The following is an 18,532-nucleotide window of genomic DNA, read 5'->3' as shown; positions in this document are numbered from 1 at the left end:
GTTAAAAGCCGCGTTACACACGCTCGATGATAGTGGCAATACCCATGCCGCCGCCGACACAAAGGGACAACATGGCGCGCTTGAGATTACGGCGCTCGAGTTCGTCTAACATGGTGCTGACTAACATACCGCCGGTAGCACCCAGTGGGTGACCCATGGCGATAGCACCACCATTAACGTTGGTGATGTCGTGGCTGATGTCGAGGTCTTTCATATAACGCATGGCAACCGAGGCAAAGGCTTCGTTGATTTCCCACAAGTCGATGTCGGCGGTGGTCATGCCGGCTTTTTCTAAGGCTTTTTTAGCGGCTGGGCCAGGGCCTGCCAGCATGATGATGGGGCAAGTCGATAACACGGCAGTGGACACAATGCGGCCGCGGGGTGTTAAGCCAAGATCTTTACCGGCTTTTTCGCTACCGATCAGCACCGCAGAGGCGCCATCAACAATCCCTGAAGAGTTGCCTGGCGTGTGTACGTGCTCCACTTTCAGCAGGGTGTTGTACTTGCGCAGAATCACATCATCAAAGCCGATGCTGCCGTGCATTTCAAAAGAAGCTTTGAGCTTAGCAAGGCCTTCCATGGTACTGTCTGGCTTGATGAAGTCATCTCTTTCAAGAATGGTCAGACCGTTCAAATCCTTTACGGGCAATACTGATTTGTCGAAGTAGCCGTTGTCGCGGGCGTGCGCGGCGCGGCGCTGTGACTCTAGTGCAAAGGCATCAACATCTTCGCGGCTGTAACCGTCTAGGTTAGCGATAACATCAGCGCCAATACCCTGTGGTACAAAAGAGGTGTCAAACTGAAAAGAGGGATCGCTGGCCATGGCGCCGCCGTTCGAACCCATCGGCACCCGAGACATGGATTCCACACCGCCTGCAACAACGAGATCTTCCCAGCCAGAGGCAATTTTTTGGGCGGCAAAGTTAACCGCTTCCAAACCTGATGCACAAAAACGGTCGAGCTGTACGCCGGCAACAGACTCGTCCCAGTTAGCACGCTGGACAATCATTTTGCCGATGTCGGAGCCTTGTTCGCCAACAGGACCCACACAGCCTATAACCACATCGTCAACATAGGAGGTGTCTAGGTCATGGCGGCCTTGCAGGCCTTTGAGTAGGCCAGCGCCAAGATCAACTGGCTTCACTTCGTGCAAAGAGCCGTCTTTTTTGCCCTTGCTGCGTGGGGTGCGAACCGCATCGTAAATATAAGCGTGGTTTGTCATTGTCTTCCTCGTTTCACATTATTCAGCCTGACAAGGCGTTTTATCGTGTGGCAGCAGTGTGGACAAAAAAACGCCCTACTACCATGTTCTTGTCTATCTAAAAAATCGATATTTGCTTACAATTTGACTAAAATCAGACCAGATAAGTTATTCGGAAATTTCTGTTATGCAAGCTACTACCGTCTCCCCTGAATATGTTAAATCTGCGCTACGTGGCGCTATTATTGCTGGGTATGACCCAGAGGAGATACTTAAAGCTCAGGGCTTGCCGCCACAAATGCTGAGTAACCCTCGCCTAAGAATATCGACATCAGCGTTTGCGGGCCTATCACAAGCACTCATCGAACTTTTAAAGGATGAGACATGGGGCTTACTGGCAAAACCGACACCTAGAGGAACATTTTCCTTAATGGCAAAGGCGTCTCTGAGTTGCGAGAATGTACTGGAATCCTTAAAGACATGGCGAGATTTAACCAATTGGCTGAATACTAGCTCATCGTCGCATATGCTATTTAACAAAAACGGTGGCTATATTGCCTTTAAGTGCAAAAAAGCAAATGGTGTACACGACAACTATGTCATTGAATGCTTAATCTCAAGCTGCCATCGCTTTCATTGCTGGCTCGCTAATGAGTTTTTGCCCATAGAGCGCGTTGACTTAGCTTTCGAGGCGCCATCTTACAGTGATGAACACCGCTTTGTTTTTTATGGCGCGCCCATACATTACGGCCAGAAAAAAAATGCCATTTATTTCAGCCGCAAGACCTTAGAGCAGACTAATTTACGTGCCCGCGATGAACTCAGTGAATTAGTGGATCAACACCTTAGTTATATATTAAATCAGACTCGGCACAGCAATACGGCATCGATTAGTGTGCGTTTATGGATGGAGAAGCTGTTTAGAGAGGGTACCGGTTTACCTCTACTTGAAGACGCAGCCAAGCATTTAGGTTTGACCGAACAAACGCTGCGGCGGCGAATTAAAAAAGAGGGAAATACCTTTATGCAGATAAAGGATGATACCCGCAGAGATGTAGCGATGTACTACATTAAGCAATCTCAGTTAAGTATTGAGGAAATCGCGCTAAGACTAGGTTTCTCAGAGGCCAGCTCCTTTATCAAATCCTTTAAACGCTGGGCGAATGTAACGCCGCTTGTTTACCGAAACTTGTAAAATGGCGAGCCCACCCCTGTCTATACCGACTTACGAGCTAGTTTTCCAACGGTCGATGCTGTAGCCGTAAGATCACCTTCGGCGTTATAGAGCCGTCCTTCCATAAAGGCTAATTTATACCCCGTTTTAATAATTTTCCCTTCGGCTATTATTTTCCCAGCTCGACTTGGCTCTAAGTAAGTGGTTTTTATTTCCAGCGACGAAACATTAACAATATCCTCACTTAAGCCAATTAACCCATGGCTCATAACCGCATCTAGCATGGCGGTTACAAAACCTCCCTGTATCACATCAACAGAGTGGCAAAGATCTGTACTCACATTAAATTCCATTTTGCAGCTTTGTCGCTCTGGATCCAAACTAATAACCTTGGCGCCCAACATAATCAAAAATGGTAACTGGTCACGGTTAAGCTCATCAATAATTTCTTTTATATCTCTCATCTTTTTTTAATTCGCCTTCAACTTAGATAATTAACACCCGTCATTTCCACGGAGATAGCCCAAAGCCTGTCCGCCTCTACTTGATCATAGCTGGCCAAGCTCAACAATTTGGCAGGGCCCGCCATTTGCTGACGCTTTGAGGGTCCGCAATATTCCCCTCCTCTCAAAGTCACATCGGTTGCCGCCATCAAGGTCGGCCACGCACCCTGGGCCGGAGAGTTACATAATAGCGAAATAAATGGCGCACCCAGCATTACCCACCACGGAAAATGCCGTGACAGGTCGGTAGTGGCTATACCCGGATGACAGGCGATGGATACACACCTAGAGCCAGCGGCTTTCAGGCGTTTATCCAGCTCTTTCGAAAATACCCCGTTGGTCAGTTTACTCATGCTATAGCGCTTCATCGCGTCATAGCCTAGCTCAGCATTTACATCATCAAATAAGAATTTGCCATTGTTCGCAGCAAGACTACTTGTATTTACAATACGCCCCCCAGGACTTGTATTTAATTTATCGAGTAATAACCCTGTTAGCGCAAATGGCCCTAAGTGGTTAACCCCAAACTGCGACTCAAAGCCATCAACGGTTAGCTCATAGGGCGGAATCATAATACCGGCGTTATTAATCAGTATGTCCAAGCTCGGCAAGGCATTAATGTTTTTGGCTGCGGCCTTAATAGAAGCTAAAGAGCCAAGATCGAGCGCTACCGAACTGAGCTTAGCATCGCGGTGCGTTTCACGAATTAAAGCCATTGCCTTGTCGGCTTTCAGCTGTGAACGACAGGCAATAACGACATTGGCGCCACGTCCTGCAAGTACCTTTGCTGTCTCAAACCCTAAGCCGGTATTGGCGCCGGTTATGACTACGGTTTTCGCGCTCATATCTGGCACATTGTCAGCTGTGAATCTAGTGCTCATATAGTCTCCATTTATTATTGATCGTTATGCCACAGCATCTACTTCACGCCAAAGTCGCTTGTAATGAAAATCCGTATTGCCAAACACAGCATTATTCACCACCAAACGTTTAAAGTAATGACCCACTCTGAGCTCGTCAGTCATGCCCATACCGCCGTGTAAATGAATGGCTGCCTCACCGACAAAGCGGCCAGATACACCCAGTTGGGCTTTGAGTAGAGAAATTTGCTCACTACTCACACTGCCAGTTTGCGTATACATATTGACTGTTTGTTCATATAAGCTATCGAGCTGTTGGTAGCTGATAAACATATCGGCCATCTTATGATTTAAGGTTTGAAAGCTCGCTAACGGCATACCGAACTGCTTACGTTCAGTGGTGTAGCTAACCGTATCAGTAAGCAGGGTTTTAATTGCCGAAAGCGACTCAGCCGCTGAATATAAAATACCGTCATTTAAGGCTTTATTTAGAAGGCTAAAACCTTCTCTACCACCAGCGATTACATTCTCTTTAGCTACCACTACATCAAACACGATATTAGCCGCGCGATGACCATCAACCATAGAATAAGCGACGATTGGCAGAGGAGTCTCGTGCAAATCAACTAAAAACAGGCTTACTCCATTACGGTCATCAATAGCACCTGCCGTTCGAGCGGACACCACCAAGTAGCGAGCTTGCTGCGCATTGAGTACAGTCACTTTCTCACCACGTAAATGGAAACCATCAGCGACTTCAGAAGCTGTGGTGCCGAGGTAACAGGGATTACCTCGAGAAAGTTTTTCTTCATAAGCTAATGCGGCAATCGCCTCCCCCGAAATAATCTCTGGAATAACACGCGATTTAATTAACTCATTAGACCCCGACGCAATCACCCCACCCGCCAATACCACGGCGCTCAAGTAGGGCTCCAGAGCGAGTACATCACCAAAGGTATTTGCCAAGTAAAGTGTGTCTAATAGACTGCCGCCAAAGCCATCTAAGGACTCATCGAAGGGAATTCCCAACCAGCCAAATTCCGCGTATTGACGCCAGTGGTCTTGAGAATAGCCCAACTCTGATTTGACAGTTTTCTGACGAAAATCAAAATCGTAGTTGTCCGCAAAAAAGCGATCCATACTGTCATTTAGCAATTGCATTTGGTCTTCAGAAAATGGCGACGCAGCATGACCTATTGGGTTTTTGCTTCGGCTCAGGGTCAAACCTGACAACACCGCTTTGGCTATAATCTGACGTTGAATTTCATTACTGCCGCCATAAATACTGCAGGCTTGATTATTGAGGTATCTTGGCATGACGATCAGCATTGCCGGATCACCTATCGCCTCGACGTCGCTACCAACCTCCAATGCCTCTAACTGTAATGGTAGTACTAAGCTGCCGCATACATCGACCGAAAAAGTGCACACGCGCTGCAAACATTCTGTCCATACCACCTTAACCAGCGAGCTAAAGGGACCAGACTCAGCGCCGCCCATATCCAGTGAAAACATTTTTTCTTCTACGGCGGATACGCTTTTGGCCTCAAGATAAAGTGCGGCAAGGCGAGCTTGAAAGGCGCCGTCGTCATACAAGCTTCCACCAAAGCCATCGCCAAGAGTCGCAGCCATAGACTTAATATGCTCTAGAGCTTTCAGAATTAATGTACCAGTTCCTGCAGAACCGCCGCGCTCATGTTCTAGTAAGTACTTGGCAACTGACCAGCCCTCATTCTCTTCGCCCAAACGGCTAGAGACCGGTACCCTGACATTATCAAAGAACACTTCACACTGCTCTGGGCAGCCATCCAAGCCAATAATTGGGCGAACCTCCATGCCGGGAAAGTCAGTTCGATCGAGCAACAAAAAGGTGATTCCACGCTGAGGCTTACACTCTACATCGGTCTTAACAAGCATGAACATTCGATTGGAGCGATGCGCCAAGGTAGTCCAAATTTTACTGCCGTTAATAATGTAATCATCACCGTCACGCACTGCTCGGCATTGCAAAGAGACTAAATCAGAGCCCGCACCAGGCTCTGAATAACCTTGCGTCCAGTAGGCATCACCCCGTAGAATTTCCGGCAAAAATCGCTGTTTCTGTTGGTCGCTGCCAAAACGCATAATTGCTGGCCCAACCATCTGAAGTGCATTTGGCAATAAAAAGGGCAACTCGCGCTCTCGACAGGCCTCATGGAAAATAACTTGCTGTTCAACACCCCAGCCTGTGCCACCGTATTCCAGCGGCCAAGATACGCCGGCCCAGCCCTTTTTTTTATGTAATAGCTTTTGAAAAGCTAAGGCTTCATCAAAAGGTGAAAACATACTGGTTATTTTTCTGCCCGCCTCTTTGATTATCGGTGTAATTTCTTCGTCTAAAAATAACGAAACCTCACGTCTAAATTCTTCTAATGCCACGCTATCAAAAGACATATCTAATAACACCAATTCAAAATTAAGAGAGGAGCCCGTAAGCCTCCTTAGTTAGTAACAGGGCAATTTCACTATAAAAACCATGCTGAGTTTAGATAGCAGATTTCTGGCGAGCTATCTCGCTTCCTGCGACCCAGTAAAAAACAAAAGATATAACCATACTGAACAAGCAAATACCGAGTGAAAACGCCAACGAGTCCTCACCAAAAATACCGCTAGCAGCATCACTAATCACCCCAATTAAAAGTGGACCCAAACCAAGACCCAACAGGTTCGCTAAAAGAAACCCAAATGACATCGCCAAGGCCCTTTGACTCGGAGCCACCGCTGATAGAGATATTGAGACTGATGTACCATAACCAATTTGATAGAACATCAGGCCAACACCTAATAACAGGGTAGTCGCAATCCAGCTGTCTAACACTAAAGATGTAGCATAAAACGGAATGACTAGAAGTACCGAGTAACCAATGCAACGTACAGCCAATTTTCGAGACCGTGCAATAATTCGGTCACCAATGAATCCCCCCGCGAGTAAACTTGGCACCCCTACAAGCAAGCCCATAATACCCAGCAGGCTGCCGACTTCGGCCTGCGTGAGATCGAACTTGCGCAGATAAAACGAGGGCTTCCACGACGAAAAACCGTAACCAACAAATACCGCAAATGCTTGCCCCAGCGTGACCCACAACCACAATCGATTGCGAATCAGCGCCTTCACCGTATTAAAAAAACTTTCTTGTTCTTGTTTTGGGTCGGTAACAACGGGGTCAAGCCCCCCTCGCACTGGCTCGCGCACAGTGGTGTATAGAATTAAACCCAGTGCGATGCCTGGCAGCCCCATACCCAAGAAAGCCCAACGCCAACCGTACTCCTGAGCTACCCAGCCTCCCGCAGCCAAGCCGATAAAGCTGCCGATGGTAGGCCCCATTGCATAGATGGACGTGGCAAAAGCTCGCTCTTTGGGAGCAAAGTAATCAGAAACAATAGCCAGTGATGGCGGGCCTCCACCCGCCTCGCCAACACCGACACCTACTCTGGCCAAAAAAAGATGCCAAAACGATCCCGCTAAACCGCATACCGCCGTCATAGCACTCCAAACACTAACCGCAATCGCGACTATCCTGACTCGATTACTGCGATCCGCCAGTCTTGCAATGGGTACTCCGAGCGTTGCATAAAACAGTACAAATGCCAGACCAGAAAGCAAACCTAACTGGGTATCTGTCATAGCAAACTCGTCACGCAGATCTTCTAACAAGATAGACACAATCTGCCTATCCATATAGCTAAATGCATAAACAAGCACTAGCACACCTAGAACATACCAGCGGTAAAGACCATGATCGACCTTATCCTGTTGTGGAATCGGCGGTGGCTCTTGTTCCTCTATCTTTGTACTTTTGGCTTCTGACATTTTTTATTCTCATTTCATTAAGGCTAAATACAAGAGGTCTATAAGACCCCTTCATCATCGATAAAACCCAGCTCCTTTAGATCTTCTAAACATTTGTGAATGTATTTTTCATCAAGATGAGGAAGCTCAGGCCCAGTACTTAAAGTAGGTACTATCTTCTTGTAGTTAGTCGCAGCATGGCTCAGGTCTTCCGTAGGGCGCGGAGCCGCATAGGCTCCCATAACCTCTTTGGCAGAGCGCTGCTTTTGCTCTTCGGTGAGATTATTTAGTTTTTCTTCGAAACGACTACGCCAATCAGCATGATCTGCAACTCGACTGATGTCATAGCCAGCTGTTTCGATCGCATCGACAAAACTATCGAGTGAACAGCCATCATCAACGTGATAATTCGTCATATTGACAGCGACACAGTCACGGTGATTGAAGTTAGCGTTAGCAACAACCGAGGCTGCCACAATATCGACTGGGCTACCGTCATAATGTGCAGACAGTTTACTTCCGTCCTCTGCTTTGACGTAGAACGACTCCGGAGCTAGGCCTGTTGCTATCACACTGTACAACAAGCGCCCGAACATATCGGTGTGATTGATCTGACCGATATAGCTCTGGTGTGGCAGCATCATATTACCGCGCAGGATATTCACCGGCACGCCGTAATCACGATGCACCTGGCGTAGCATATGTTCACCAGCCCATTTAGTGGCGGCGTAGCCCTGTGCGTAAACATCACCATCGATCGGAACCGTCGGCAAGGGCAGCGCTGACTCAGGATCGCCGGTACTAAGATCCATCAGCCGCAGCGTACCTTCCGACGAGATAAAGTCGATGGGTTTAATTTTTGACGTCACCGCCAAGCGCACAATCTCTGCTGTGCCGGCAACGTTGGGCCCAAACAAATGCTCATAGCTTAAGCGGTGGTTAACCAGTGCTGCGATATGACACACTCGATCGGCCTCTTCGCTGATGCGATTAAAATCCTCATCAGACAAGCCCAGTTTAAATTCACCCACGTCACCAGCCAGTACTTCCAAGTGCTTAGCGGCTAAGGCCTGGTAATGTTTTTCAAGTTCAGCATCAATACCCATAAAGCCGGCATCAACACGCTCTCGGGCTTCTTCATTACTGCGGGCGCGGACAATAGAAATTACTTTGCCGCCAACAGGCGCCAAGCGTTCCATCCACTGTAGGCAGGCATGGCGGCCCATAAAACCATTGGCGCCGGTGATAAATACTACGCGCTCATCATCGACAACGGCTTGTACTGATTTGACCTGCTGCAAAGTGTCTGCATCAATAAACTTTGAAATAACCAGGTCGGAGCCATGAATCTCCGTTGCGCCTTCGCCATGGACGCTTGCAAAGCTTGTCTGGTGTGTATGGAGGGAGCCCACACCCGACAATGTAGCCTCAATTTCTTTGGCCCATTTGCGAATACAGCCCGTTGGGCTTAGCACGCTATCAGCCGCTAACTTAACGCCTAAAATATTTTCTATATCGAGAGAAAAAGTTACCGCGCCGAGTGAATCGCCACCCAGCTCGCTAAAGGTCTTATCCAATAGATCATCAGCAGGATCTGCACTTAAGGTAAGCTCAGCTAAGCGCAGCAATTTCTCTTCAACAGACAGTGTTGAGCTGGGGTCTTTCAAAGACTCGTAGGCTTGATTTTGCTGCTCTTCATGAGCCAGATATATTTCTTCCATGCACTTACCGTACTTCGCTTTTAGCGCCGGACGCAGGCGTTTTCGCACACTGGATAACAGGCCATTTTCCTGACTGAACTCATTCAGTTCGATAATAAAATCGCGGGGGATTTCAAAGCTCTTAAGTTCTCGCTCTTCCCCAACTCGGAGCATTTCGGAGCGGATTAAATACCGCAACTCATCTTCCGTATAATTTTTACCCAAGGCACTCGCTACATTCTCTAAGTCGGGGACGACAACTGCCAATAAGTAGGAGCGCAATGAACTGCCGTCAATAAATATCTGCTTAATAACTGGGCTTCCGGATTCAAACACAGTGCCCAACGGCCCAACTGCGACATATTCAGCCTGAGATAATTTGATAACGTCTTTGCGACGATCAATAATTTTTATGCGATCTGGGCCAATCAATTCAACGATATCACCGGTTTGAATATAACCGTCCTCATCCAACAAGCCCGCAGTGGCCTCTGAGTCTTTGTAATAGCCTTTAATCTGCCAGCGACCTTTAAAAACTAACTCGCCACGTGGGTTAGGTTTATCGGCACTGTAATAACCTAGCTCTGGCACATCGACGAGCTTGTAATCCAATACGGTGTCTTTATTGATATAGCCATCTGCGGCGATAGAGCCCGCCCCAGTTTCGGTGTTGGCGTAACCTTCGACCATATAAGTCAAAAAGCAATCGCTCATAAACTTAACGACTTTAGGTGATGTTGGCGCGGAGCCATAAACACTGGACATCAAACGGTCACCTAAAAAGGTGTATCGCATATTCTCGATCACTTGAGATTCTGCCGCCTGCTGCTCTACGCCCTTAGCTTTGAGGCTGGTAACTTCATTCTGGAAGTACTGATAAACCAATTCAAGCACGCGGGGAAAGATAGATAAGTGAGTCGGCCGCGCTATGCGAATATCATCGAACAGTGTCGACATATCCGACTTCAGCGTTGAATAAACCACACCGCCTTTACGCAACAGCGTATAAGAGTAATTCCTACCCATGCCGTGGTTTAAAGGACCAAAAGTGACACCCACACCCGGCGTCTTGTCTTGTGCAGTGGGAGTCCAGTGCTGTGCTTGCATTTTATCCGTAAGCATTGCACCTTTGGGCTTACCTGTGGATCCAGACGAGTGCAGAATCAATGACAACCGATCATCGCCATCTGCGTGCGCAGGCATGTATTCCCATTCATACTTACTGCCGAGCTCTTTGAGCTCATCTACTGTAATTAGACGAGTATCTACCCCTCCCTGCTCCAAAATAGCATTGGCTTCTTGCATTTGTTCTTTATCGTAATCCGCTCTCAGATCGCAATCGAAAGCAATTAGCGTACGTATACTGCCGTGGATCACTGCATGCTTAGCAGCAACGACCAAGTCATCGATAGTTGCTGCCAGCGCCGCGGGGTTCACGTTGACAAATATCTCATCTAGGTCAGCGCCTGATGTCGCACTTTGCAAAGGCACACTGACCGCCTGGGCATAAATACAAGCTAAATCCAGCATGAAAAAATCAGTACTGGTAAAACCAATAATGGCCACGAACTCATCACTCGCCACCACAATGCCGGGCTCATGCCTCCATGCATTGGCGATAGCTTTAACACCATCTCTAAATTCGGCGTAAGTGATTGTTGAAAACGCTGGTAGATACTCTTTTACCTGCCGCCCTGAAACATCTTGAACCAATGTATAATCACGCATCCCCAAGGCTTCTCGGTTCGCATAACCATTTAAAATTTCGTCAATACGCTCAACGGCAGTCAAACCCTCTGCGTTTGCCGCCTCAGTCACCTCGGGCAAAGGCATGATATTGCGTAATTGTTCATCAGTACTCAGCAAGTGACGCAATCTGGCTTCGTAGCGTTCTATACTGTTTTTTATTGTTTCAAATTCGTGAGCCATGGGTATTCTCTTTCTATATTTATGGGGCTTAGTCGTAAAAATGACGCCATATTTTTTAGAACGCGCAACTAGATAGGACGCTTACCAAGAAAATTTATTTCCTACTAACGCTTCCGAAATTTCCCAAAGTTTATCTGCATTTTCCACTGAAGTTGCGTAGGTCTTTACACCGAAAGGTTTAGGGCCATCATTGATTTCCGCCACTTGGCAATTTGCCAAAAAGCTCCCACCCTTGTCAGCCAGATCTGGTGCTGTAGCCGCCCATACACTGGTTGCAGCGCCTTGGGGTACTGCTTTATAGGGCTCTGGGGGGCTTGATAAATCGGCAATATCTTCCGGCTCTAAGTGACGGCCGAGATCTGTTTTAATCATACCGGGGTGAACACCATAGGAGCTGACACCCATTGATGCCAAACGCGCATTGAGCCCGACCGCGAATAAAGCATTGGACGTTTTAGACGCACCATAGGCAACCCACTTATTGTATGGGCTAGATTCGTAATTAGGGTCTTCGAAATTGACCATACCTAAATGGTGGCCAGAAGAACTCAGATTAACTACCCGAGCAGAATCAGCAGCTATCAACGAAGGCGCCAGCAGACATGTAAACAAAAAGTGGGCGAGATGGTTGGTACCAAATTGACTTTCAAAACCTTGCTTAGTGCGGCTTAGAGGACAAGCCATAATACCTGCGTTGTTAACTAAAATATCAATTTTGGGATAGCGTTGCTGGAGGGTTTTTGCCGCCACTCTAATGCTGTCTAGATCATTTAAATCCATGAGCTCGCTATCAACCTTAGTCTGCCCCATAAGCATTAAGCTCATCTTTGCCATTTCTAACTTTTCAGCATTTCGACCCACTAGCACCACATGCGCACCCTTGCTTCCCAGGGCACGAGCGGTCTCAAAACCCAAACCAGCGCCTCCGCCGGTTACGACCACGTACTTACCCTCAAGGTTTACGCCTGCCAATACTTCATAGGTGCTAGATTCAAATCCAAATTTACTCATATTCTTTTCCTATCAGATCTCAATTTCAGGGTAGGGCTTTTAAAGTTTTCTATTCACTCATTCGATAGCAAAGCATACATCCTATTAAACGAGCATACAATAAGATATTAAATGATCATATAGTATATATTTCAAATATAAACTCCCCCTCCACGCCATAAGCCCTCATATACACAGCGCACCACCTTGAGAAAATAACTACGGATAGGCGCCGCCTCGCCTGAGATAACAAAAATGACTACAAACAACCTGAACAACAATGCTAATAAAACCTGGCTAGCCATTGCTTGTATTTCACTGATTGCGCTCACACGGGTCACGGTGGGATCACACCCGAAGACTTTTCGCGAACAGTAGGACTCAGCTTCCTGTCGTCGCCAGTCAGCTAATAGAAAAAGTTGCTGAGCTTAATAGCGCTGGGATATCGGACAATATGGAGGCGGTATTAATAGCCGTACGCGCCAACATTTATATGGTGGCTGTCGACTATCACATACCCCCTCAAACACCGCACTCCAGATGGGCTTAAGAACGTGATAACTTCATGGGACATTTACTAGGGTCTCGCTCGGCTGACTCAATAACCTTAGGGGGAATGCCTGCAGGTGGCGGATTGACACCGGCTTCAACACAAAAGCTTAAAGGCATTAGTTTAGAGCTGCCCGACGCTCTCTATGGCTGCCCCCCAACGGAGACAGCCATAGAGCGACGACAGCCAGTACAACAATGAAGGTAACGACCGATCGTTAATTTCCTGATATGGCGTCCTGAAGATAGTCCACGAAGATCTCTACCCGAGAGAGCAGAGAGCCTATGTTTCTCCGCTGCTCGGTCAATTTGAAAACTTGCCGCTCAGTTGCTTAATTTCAGCAACGCGAGACCTACTACTAAGCGATACCTCACTCACAGAAAGCTTCGCAGAGCGATCGTTGAAGCCGGCCTGCACGCTTTTGAGGAGCAGTCGCACGCTGACTATAATATTAAAGTTTGGGCTTCCCCGGAGCCTAAGGAGCGCTACGCTGAGCTAAACGCATTTTTACTCAAACACCTAAAATAAAGCGCTTTTTAAGGCAAAAACACCGCCTAGGACAATGATTCTCGTATAGGGATAAGCATCTTAAGACCTGTACACACTCCTACAACATCTGCAATCGGTTATACTACAGACCTATTTAACATAGATTGAAGATGGAGATTTTTATGGCCGCAGCTGGTAAGCGCCGCACACAAGCAGAACGCATTGAAGCAAGTGATAAAGCAATGCATAAGGCTGCCATCACATTGATCGCAAGAGACGGCCCTAGCAAAATGACGCTTGCCCACCTCGGTAAAGAAGCCGGTGTTAGCCCAGGCCTTGTTAATCATCGCTTCGGATCAAAAGATAAACTACTCCAGCTAACCACACAGAAAATAGCCGAGCGCTGGGAACAGCTTATTACCTCTCCTATTGATGAGAGTCCGTCTAATTTTTTAGCGTCTCTCAACATAATTGCCAAAACCTATTTTAATTCGATAAAGACGGGGTCTTCGCTTATTCTTGCCCAAAGCAATTTAAGAGCAAGCTGTATTACTTCCCATCCGGGACTAAAACCCACAGTTCGTGAAAACGACAAAAAGATGCGTCAATTTCTTATCGATTTACTGCATCCATCTCAAGAGCAAGGATATATAAAAGCAAATGTTGACTTAGAATCATTTTCCCTTTTATTTACAGCCATGATTAGAGGCATAGGCACCCAGTATTTGATTGAGGGAGAGATTATCGATATGGATGCCGCACTAAAAATGATTAATACGACCTGCGCCATAACTCTCGCTGCAGAATAAAACTTCTTCATTTTTATAAGAATTCTGGTCAATCACGATTTTATTGAGTCTTAGCATTATTTCGAAAACAGCTCATATCCGCATGCTTTTTGAGACGGTATTCAGGTTTCAAACAAGTCTCTCACACATCTTCAGTCTCTATAAACACCCCATCTCTCCACAACAACTTAGGGCTTAGGGGCTGTAGCTCTATCACGAGCGCATCCCAGTCGGGCCGGAGGCTTCCCGCTACTGGCCGCAAAGTGGTATCACCTTTATAACCCAACTGCGTTTATTGCTAATGCAAGCTTCTTCCTTTTCGCTTAACAACAGGGGTTGCATTGACATAGCCGCAACATAAAAAGCAACATCAGATAGACGCCTTATCATTATCCCTGGCTCTTTTTACATTTATCGGCTGAGCTTGAATTGACTAAATTGAGACGGTGGAACTCTATCCCCGCAGTAAAACTTGCTAGTAAAAATCATCGTCTCGGCACCTAGAATTAATACTCCGAACAAGCACCTCATAACATAATCATTAAGACATTACTCATTTGAATAACGCTGTATTCAGGGCACTAAACGTAAACTCAATAGATCAATATAGAGAACTTAATGCATCCCTCCCTGTACAGTAATAAAAATCCAAAGTCATACGATGCTGCACTTTTTCCTGTATTTGCAGATGAGATATGTACATAGCCAATGGCGACCATAGCGCATAACGATCAACCAATATCGACTCAAAATCTTATAATTTAGACATAGCTATTTGGCCCATATTCGATACAGCTTGACCCGCAATCGTACGCTAACAACCGAGCCCTCGCGTTATCATGAACTGGCGTAAGAGGACATTCCACCCTGGAAATAAGCCCCTGAAAGCGCCAAAAAAATAACTAATCCCAACTGGATACCAAAACAATGAACAACACCTTCCGTGTAACGGTTTTATCTGCAGCGGTAACCGCAGTACTCTGCAGTTCACAACTCGCCGTGGCTCAATCGCTTGAAGAAGTTGTAGTTACAGCCCAGAGACGCGCAGAAAACCAACAGGACGTTGCTCTAGCGGTGACCTCTGTAAACAGTAACCAACTCCAAGACTCTCAAGTATTTAATGTTGAAAATATTAATGCTATCTCACCAAGTATTTCGTTTCGCAATGCCAGTAACGCAGGGACTTCCGCAAATTTGCAAATACGAGGTGTAGGCACAACCGGTACCGCACGGGTATTTGAAGGCGCTGTGGGCGTATTCATTGATGGCGTCTATCGCTCGCGCGCAGGGGCAGCGCTGGCTCAATTTTTAGACATTGAGCAACTTCAAGTACTACGCGGACCACAGGGCACACTGTTTGGCAAAAATACTTCGGCAGGTGCTCTTTTACTCGACAGCACAAGGCCAGATGTAGAAGAAATGTCCGGCTTTGTTGGCATTGAACTTGGCAATTACGATAAGCAACTCATACGCGGTGCAATTAATACGCCTATTGGCGATCAGGCTGCATTGCGAGTGGCTGCAGTGAAGACAAGCCGCGATGGATACTATGATGATCCCAACGGTGGTACAGTAAATTATGAAGACAGTGTCGGCGTCAAAGCGCAACTGTTAGTTAACATTTCGGATACTACCGAAGTACGTGTTATCGCAGACTATTCCAACCAAGATAACGACTGCTGCTACGGAACTTCTGAATTTATTGACGGCCCTTTAAGGCCTTTAATTAATTCATTAACGCTTGCAAATGGTCTTAGCTTGCCCTCTAGTAAGTTATCCGATCGCGAAGTGTCCATGAATTTTGAAACGGAAACTAGCACTAAAGATTATGGCCTTGGGTTTTATCTAGAAACAGAATTGGACGCAGGTACACTGAAGTTCATAAGTGCTGGACGTGTATTCGATACCGAACAATCTCTGTCTGATTCTGACTTCAGCGGCGCAGATATACTTCCTAAAGGCGAATCGTTAAAGTCGGAGTTCTTCTCCGCTGAACTATCATTCACTGGGAGCCTCGAAGGCGATATCCAAGCCGAGTATGTTGTTGGCGCGTATTATTCAGATGAAGATCTGACCTATGGCAGGGAGCTCTATTGGGGGCAACAGGCCCAAACATACTGGGACGCGGTCTTTGGAGTCAGCGGCCTCGCTAATGCTGCCCCAGGCCTGTTCTCACTTGAAGACATGGCCTCTACTGCCAATAGCGCTGCAATTTTTACCCAGTGGGACTTTACTCTCAGTGATAGGTTGAATTTGATCCTGGGCGCACGCTACTCTGAAGACGAGAAAGACGGCTCATTTCAGAACCCTTACTTCCGAGATTCTTTATTTGACCCTCTTGCGTTAGCGGGAAGTATGCCGGGCATTGAATACGACCAGAGTTTTGATGACAGCTCAGTGAGCGGCACCATTACTTTGAAATATCAACTTTCTGACGATGCGATGATGTATGCATCCTACAACCGAGGTTATAAAGCAGGTGGTATTGGCGTTGACTCCAGCGCTGGAGGGACCCCAGGCAGCGTCATACTCGGTTCACCAGGCTCTCTAAGCGATCCAGAATTTGGATCAGAAACCACCGATGCTTATGAAATTGGCCTCAAATCCGACTGGCTAGACGGTGCCGCAAGAACCAATATGGCAGCATTCTACACTGACATTACAGACCTACAAATTGGACAGTTCTCCGGGCTTGCCTTTACGATTGACAATGCGCCTTCAGCTGAAAGTTATGGGCTTGAAATAGAGCAATTGTTTCAGCTCGGACGTTTCTGGACGGTTTCAGCCGCCGCTACTTGGCTGCCAGAGGCCCACTACAGCGACGATGAGGTTATGGGAAGTATAGCCGGACGCCGATTTGCCCTCGCACCAGAAGTTGCAGCAAACCTTGCACTTGCGGCAGATTTTCCAGTCACATCTGAGCTCGATCTGAAAGGTAGAATTGAGGCCGTTTATACAGGAGACATGTTTACTGGCAGTAGCCTCAATCTGAAACAAGACGCCGTTACCATAGTAAACGGAACCATGTCGCTAGCATCGACCAACTCTGGTTGGAAAGTTGGTGCCTTTGTTCAAAACCTGACCGACGAAACCTATGTGACAATACATTTTGCAGCGCCTTTGCAATCAGGCTCTATCAATAGCTACTTAGGGAGTCCACGCACCTTTGGTCTTAATGCTCAGTACTCTTTCTAATTATTTAATCTTTAGAAAGCGTTAGTTCATTTACTGCTTGAAAAAAACCCGGGAAATCCCCGGGTTTTTTATGGCCGGTCATTTATTATCAGACCGAGAACACATCAAGCTAATATTTTCGCATAGCCCTACAGCTAGTTTTCAGACCAAACTTTCCACATTCAATCTCCGAAACTCACTTGGGCTAAATCCGACCCAGCGTTTGAATGCATACCCAAAGCTTGCAGCGCTGCTATAGCCAAGTCGCTGAGCAATAAATTCAACCTTACAGTCAGAGCTCAATAAATATTTTTTTGCAGAGGTCTCTCTCGCCTTATTAATAATTTCACTAAAACGCGTATTTTCGGACTCAAGCTTTCTTTTTAGAGTTCGAGGAGAAACATTCAATTGACGAGAAACATATTCCACATTCCACGAGTCGCACTCGACCGAAGAGAGCACGGCCTCAACTTGATATCGGAATTCACGAGGCTTGGATAAGCGCCGATCACTGCTGGCGCACTGTAACTCCATCAATTTGAAGACATTAATGTCGGCTCTAGGAAGAGGCATGTGTAAATATTTTTTAGGGAAAACTATTTTATTAGAAGGTGCATTAAACGATACGTCGCAGTTAAAATGCTCCCTATAAATATTTTCTTTATCTTCATCTCCATGCATGAAATACACATGTTTGACCAGTACATCACAATCACAGAGCTCTCGAAAAATCTTATGGCTTGCCGCAAGACAAACGTTACTCATAAAATCAAACAAATCATTTTCACCGCTTCTTGTGCCGCAAATTTTAACCGCAAACTCTGTTTTTGTTATCTGCAAACTACAATTTAAGTCCCCCCCCAAAATCTGAGGGAGATCAACTACGATATTTCGTGCATGGTAATAAGTAGGTGCAGACATAAGAGCCAAGCCAAGATAGCCTGTGTAGGTAATTGAAAAATTATCACCCAGTAAAACCCCCAAGAATATATCGCCATACTCCCTAACAAGGTTGCGATAAAAATGCCTCAGGCTATCAGCTTCAATATTGTCACTATGACCCATAACATCGTCTATCGATATACCGGTACCACGACAGCATTGCTCAATATCTAAATTTAGACTTTCAAGAAGTGATATTTGTTGACTAGCAAGGCGTATTGAATGACGCATAATTGATACCCTCAATAACTCACTAAAGTGCTTAGATCAGCAATGAATTCAGTAGTAATGTGGGGCATTTGTCTCAGTACACCCTATGTACCTCGAACACCCAAAGAAACCACCTGTAATCGCGCTATACTGACAATTTATTTTAGCATTCGTGCTAGTGACAAAACTTCAA

The 18,532-nt window shown here is 46.5% G+C and carries 11 protein-coding genes; 3 read left to right on the top strand and 8 right to left on the bottom strand.

The genetic code is table 11. From position 1 onward, the window contains the following. Positions 1-13: 13 nt before the first annotated feature. Positions 14-1,222, bottom strand: a complete 1,209-nt coding sequence (locus AELLOGFF_RS03670) for an acetyl-CoA C-acetyltransferase (protein WP_159267401.1) — start codon at positions 1,220-1,222, stop codon at positions 14-16. Between the two features lie 166 nt (positions 1,223-1,388). Here AELLOGFF_RS03670 and AELLOGFF_RS03665 point away from each other — a divergent pair, with 166 nt between their 5' ends. Next, a complete protein-coding gene (locus AELLOGFF_RS03665; RefSeq protein WP_159267400.1) occupies positions 1,389-2,396 on the top strand; it encodes an AraC family transcriptional regulator in 1,008 nt (335 codons plus the stop codon). Positions 2,397-2,416: 20 nt separating this feature from the next. On the opposite strand, the gene AELLOGFF_RS03660 is transcribed toward AELLOGFF_RS03665, so the two are convergent. The 6 genes from AELLOGFF_RS03660 to AELLOGFF_RS03635 all read right to left on the bottom strand — a co-directional run bounded on the left by AELLOGFF_RS03660 (position 2,417) and on the right by AELLOGFF_RS03635 (position 12,207). After that, the gene (locus tag AELLOGFF_RS03660; protein WP_159267399.1) at positions 2,417-2,839 is read right to left on the bottom strand and encodes a PaaI family thioesterase; all 423 of its coding nucleotides are present in this window, start codon (positions 2,837-2,839) and stop codon (positions 2,417-2,419) included. Between the two features lie 17 nt (positions 2,840-2,856). Next, positions 2,857-3,759: an oxidoreductase gene (locus AELLOGFF_RS03655; RefSeq protein WP_159267398.1), complete on the bottom strand. Its 903-nt coding sequence runs from the start codon at positions 3,757-3,759 to the stop codon at positions 2,857-2,859. A gap of 24 nt (positions 3,760-3,783) precedes the next feature. Then, entirely contained in the window at positions 3,784-6,171 is a 2,388-nt protein-coding gene (locus AELLOGFF_RS03650) for an acyl-CoA dehydrogenase family protein (protein WP_159267397.1), read from the bottom strand. 91 nt (positions 6,172-6,262) lie between these two features. After that, a complete protein-coding gene (locus AELLOGFF_RS03645; protein WP_159267396.1) occupies positions 6,263-7,588 on the bottom strand; it encodes a spinster family MFS transporter in 1,326 nt (441 codons plus the stop codon). Positions 7,589-7,626: 38 nt separating this feature from the next. Further along, the gene (locus AELLOGFF_RS03640) at positions 7,627-11,196 is read right to left on the bottom strand and encodes a thioester reductase domain-containing protein (protein ID WP_159267395.1); all 3,570 of its coding nucleotides are present in this window, start codon (positions 11,194-11,196) and stop codon (positions 7,627-7,629) included. An 81-nt stretch (positions 11,197-11,277) separates the two neighbouring features. Then, positions 11,278-12,207, bottom strand: coding sequence for an SDR family NAD(P)-dependent oxidoreductase (locus AELLOGFF_RS03635; protein WP_159267394.1), 930 nt, complete (start codon positions 12,205-12,207; stop codon positions 11,278-11,280). A 1,200-nt stretch (positions 12,208-13,407) separates the two neighbouring features. On the opposite strand from AELLOGFF_RS03635, the gene AELLOGFF_RS03630 reads away from it, so the two are divergent. Further along, complete coding sequence (locus AELLOGFF_RS03630; protein WP_159267393.1) at positions 13,408-14,034, top strand: TetR/AcrR family transcriptional regulator; 627 nt, start codon at positions 13,408-13,410, stop codon at positions 14,032-14,034. Between the two features lie 906 nt (positions 14,035-14,940). Next, the gene (locus AELLOGFF_RS03625) at positions 14,941-17,208 is read left to right on the top strand and encodes a TonB-dependent receptor (protein ID WP_159267392.1); all 2,268 of its coding nucleotides are present in this window, start codon (positions 14,941-14,943) and stop codon (positions 17,206-17,208) included. A gap of 141 nt (positions 17,209-17,349) precedes the next feature. On the opposite strand, the gene AELLOGFF_RS03620 is transcribed toward AELLOGFF_RS03625, so the two are convergent. Further along, positions 17,350-18,360, bottom strand: a complete 1,011-nt coding sequence (locus AELLOGFF_RS03620) for an AraC family transcriptional regulator (RefSeq protein ID WP_159267391.1) — start codon at positions 18,358-18,360, stop codon at positions 17,350-17,352. Between the last annotated feature and the right edge of the window lie 172 nt (positions 18,361-18,532).

It is taken from the genome of Zhongshania aliphaticivorans, from assembly GCF_902705875.1.
Lineage (GTDB): Bacteria > Pseudomonadota > Gammaproteobacteria > Pseudomonadales > Spongiibacteraceae > Spongiibacter > Spongiibacter aliphaticivorans_A.
Note: the sequence above shows the minus strand (reverse complement) of the source record. Positions and strands in the feature narration are given on the sequence as shown.

Bases quoted from the DNA above. Each gene is read 5' to 3' on its own strand.
- AELLOGFF_RS03670 (WP_159267401.1), bottom strand. From the start codon at position 1,222: ATGACAAACCACGCTTATATTTACGATGCGGTTCGCACCCCACGCAGC.
- AELLOGFF_RS03665 (WP_159267400.1), top strand. From the start codon at position 1,389: ATGCAAGCTACTACCGTCTCCCCTGAATATGTTAAATCTGCGCTACGT.
- AELLOGFF_RS03660 (WP_159267399.1), bottom strand. From the start codon at position 2,839: ATGAGAGATATAAAAGAAATTATTGATGAGCTTAACCGTGACCAGTTA.
- AELLOGFF_RS03655 (WP_159267398.1), bottom strand. From the start codon at position 3,759: ATGAGCACTAGATTCACAGCTGACAATGTGCCAGATATGAGCGCGAAA.
- AELLOGFF_RS03650 (WP_159267397.1), bottom strand. From the start codon at position 6,171: ATGTCTTTTGATAGCGTGGCATTAGAAGAATTTAGACGTGAGGTTTCG.
- AELLOGFF_RS03645 (WP_159267396.1), bottom strand. From the start codon at position 7,588: ATGTCAGAAGCCAAAAGTACAAAGATAGAGGAACAAGAGCCACCGCCG.
- AELLOGFF_RS03640 (WP_159267395.1), bottom strand. From the start codon at position 11,196: ATGGCTCACGAATTTGAAACAATAAAAAACAGTATAGAACGCTACGAA.
- AELLOGFF_RS03635 (WP_159267394.1), bottom strand. From the start codon at position 12,207: ATGAGTAAATTTGGATTTGAATCTAGCACCTATGAAGTATTGGCAGGC.
- AELLOGFF_RS03630 (WP_159267393.1), top strand. From the start codon at position 13,408: ATGGCCGCAGCTGGTAAGCGCCGCACACAAGCAGAACGCATTGAAGCA.
- AELLOGFF_RS03625 (WP_159267392.1), top strand. From the start codon at position 14,941: ATGAACAACACCTTCCGTGTAACGGTTTTATCTGCAGCGGTAACCGCA.
- AELLOGFF_RS03620 (WP_159267391.1), bottom strand. From the start codon at position 18,360: ATGCGTCATTCAATACGCCTTGCTAGTCAACAAATATCACTTCTTGAA.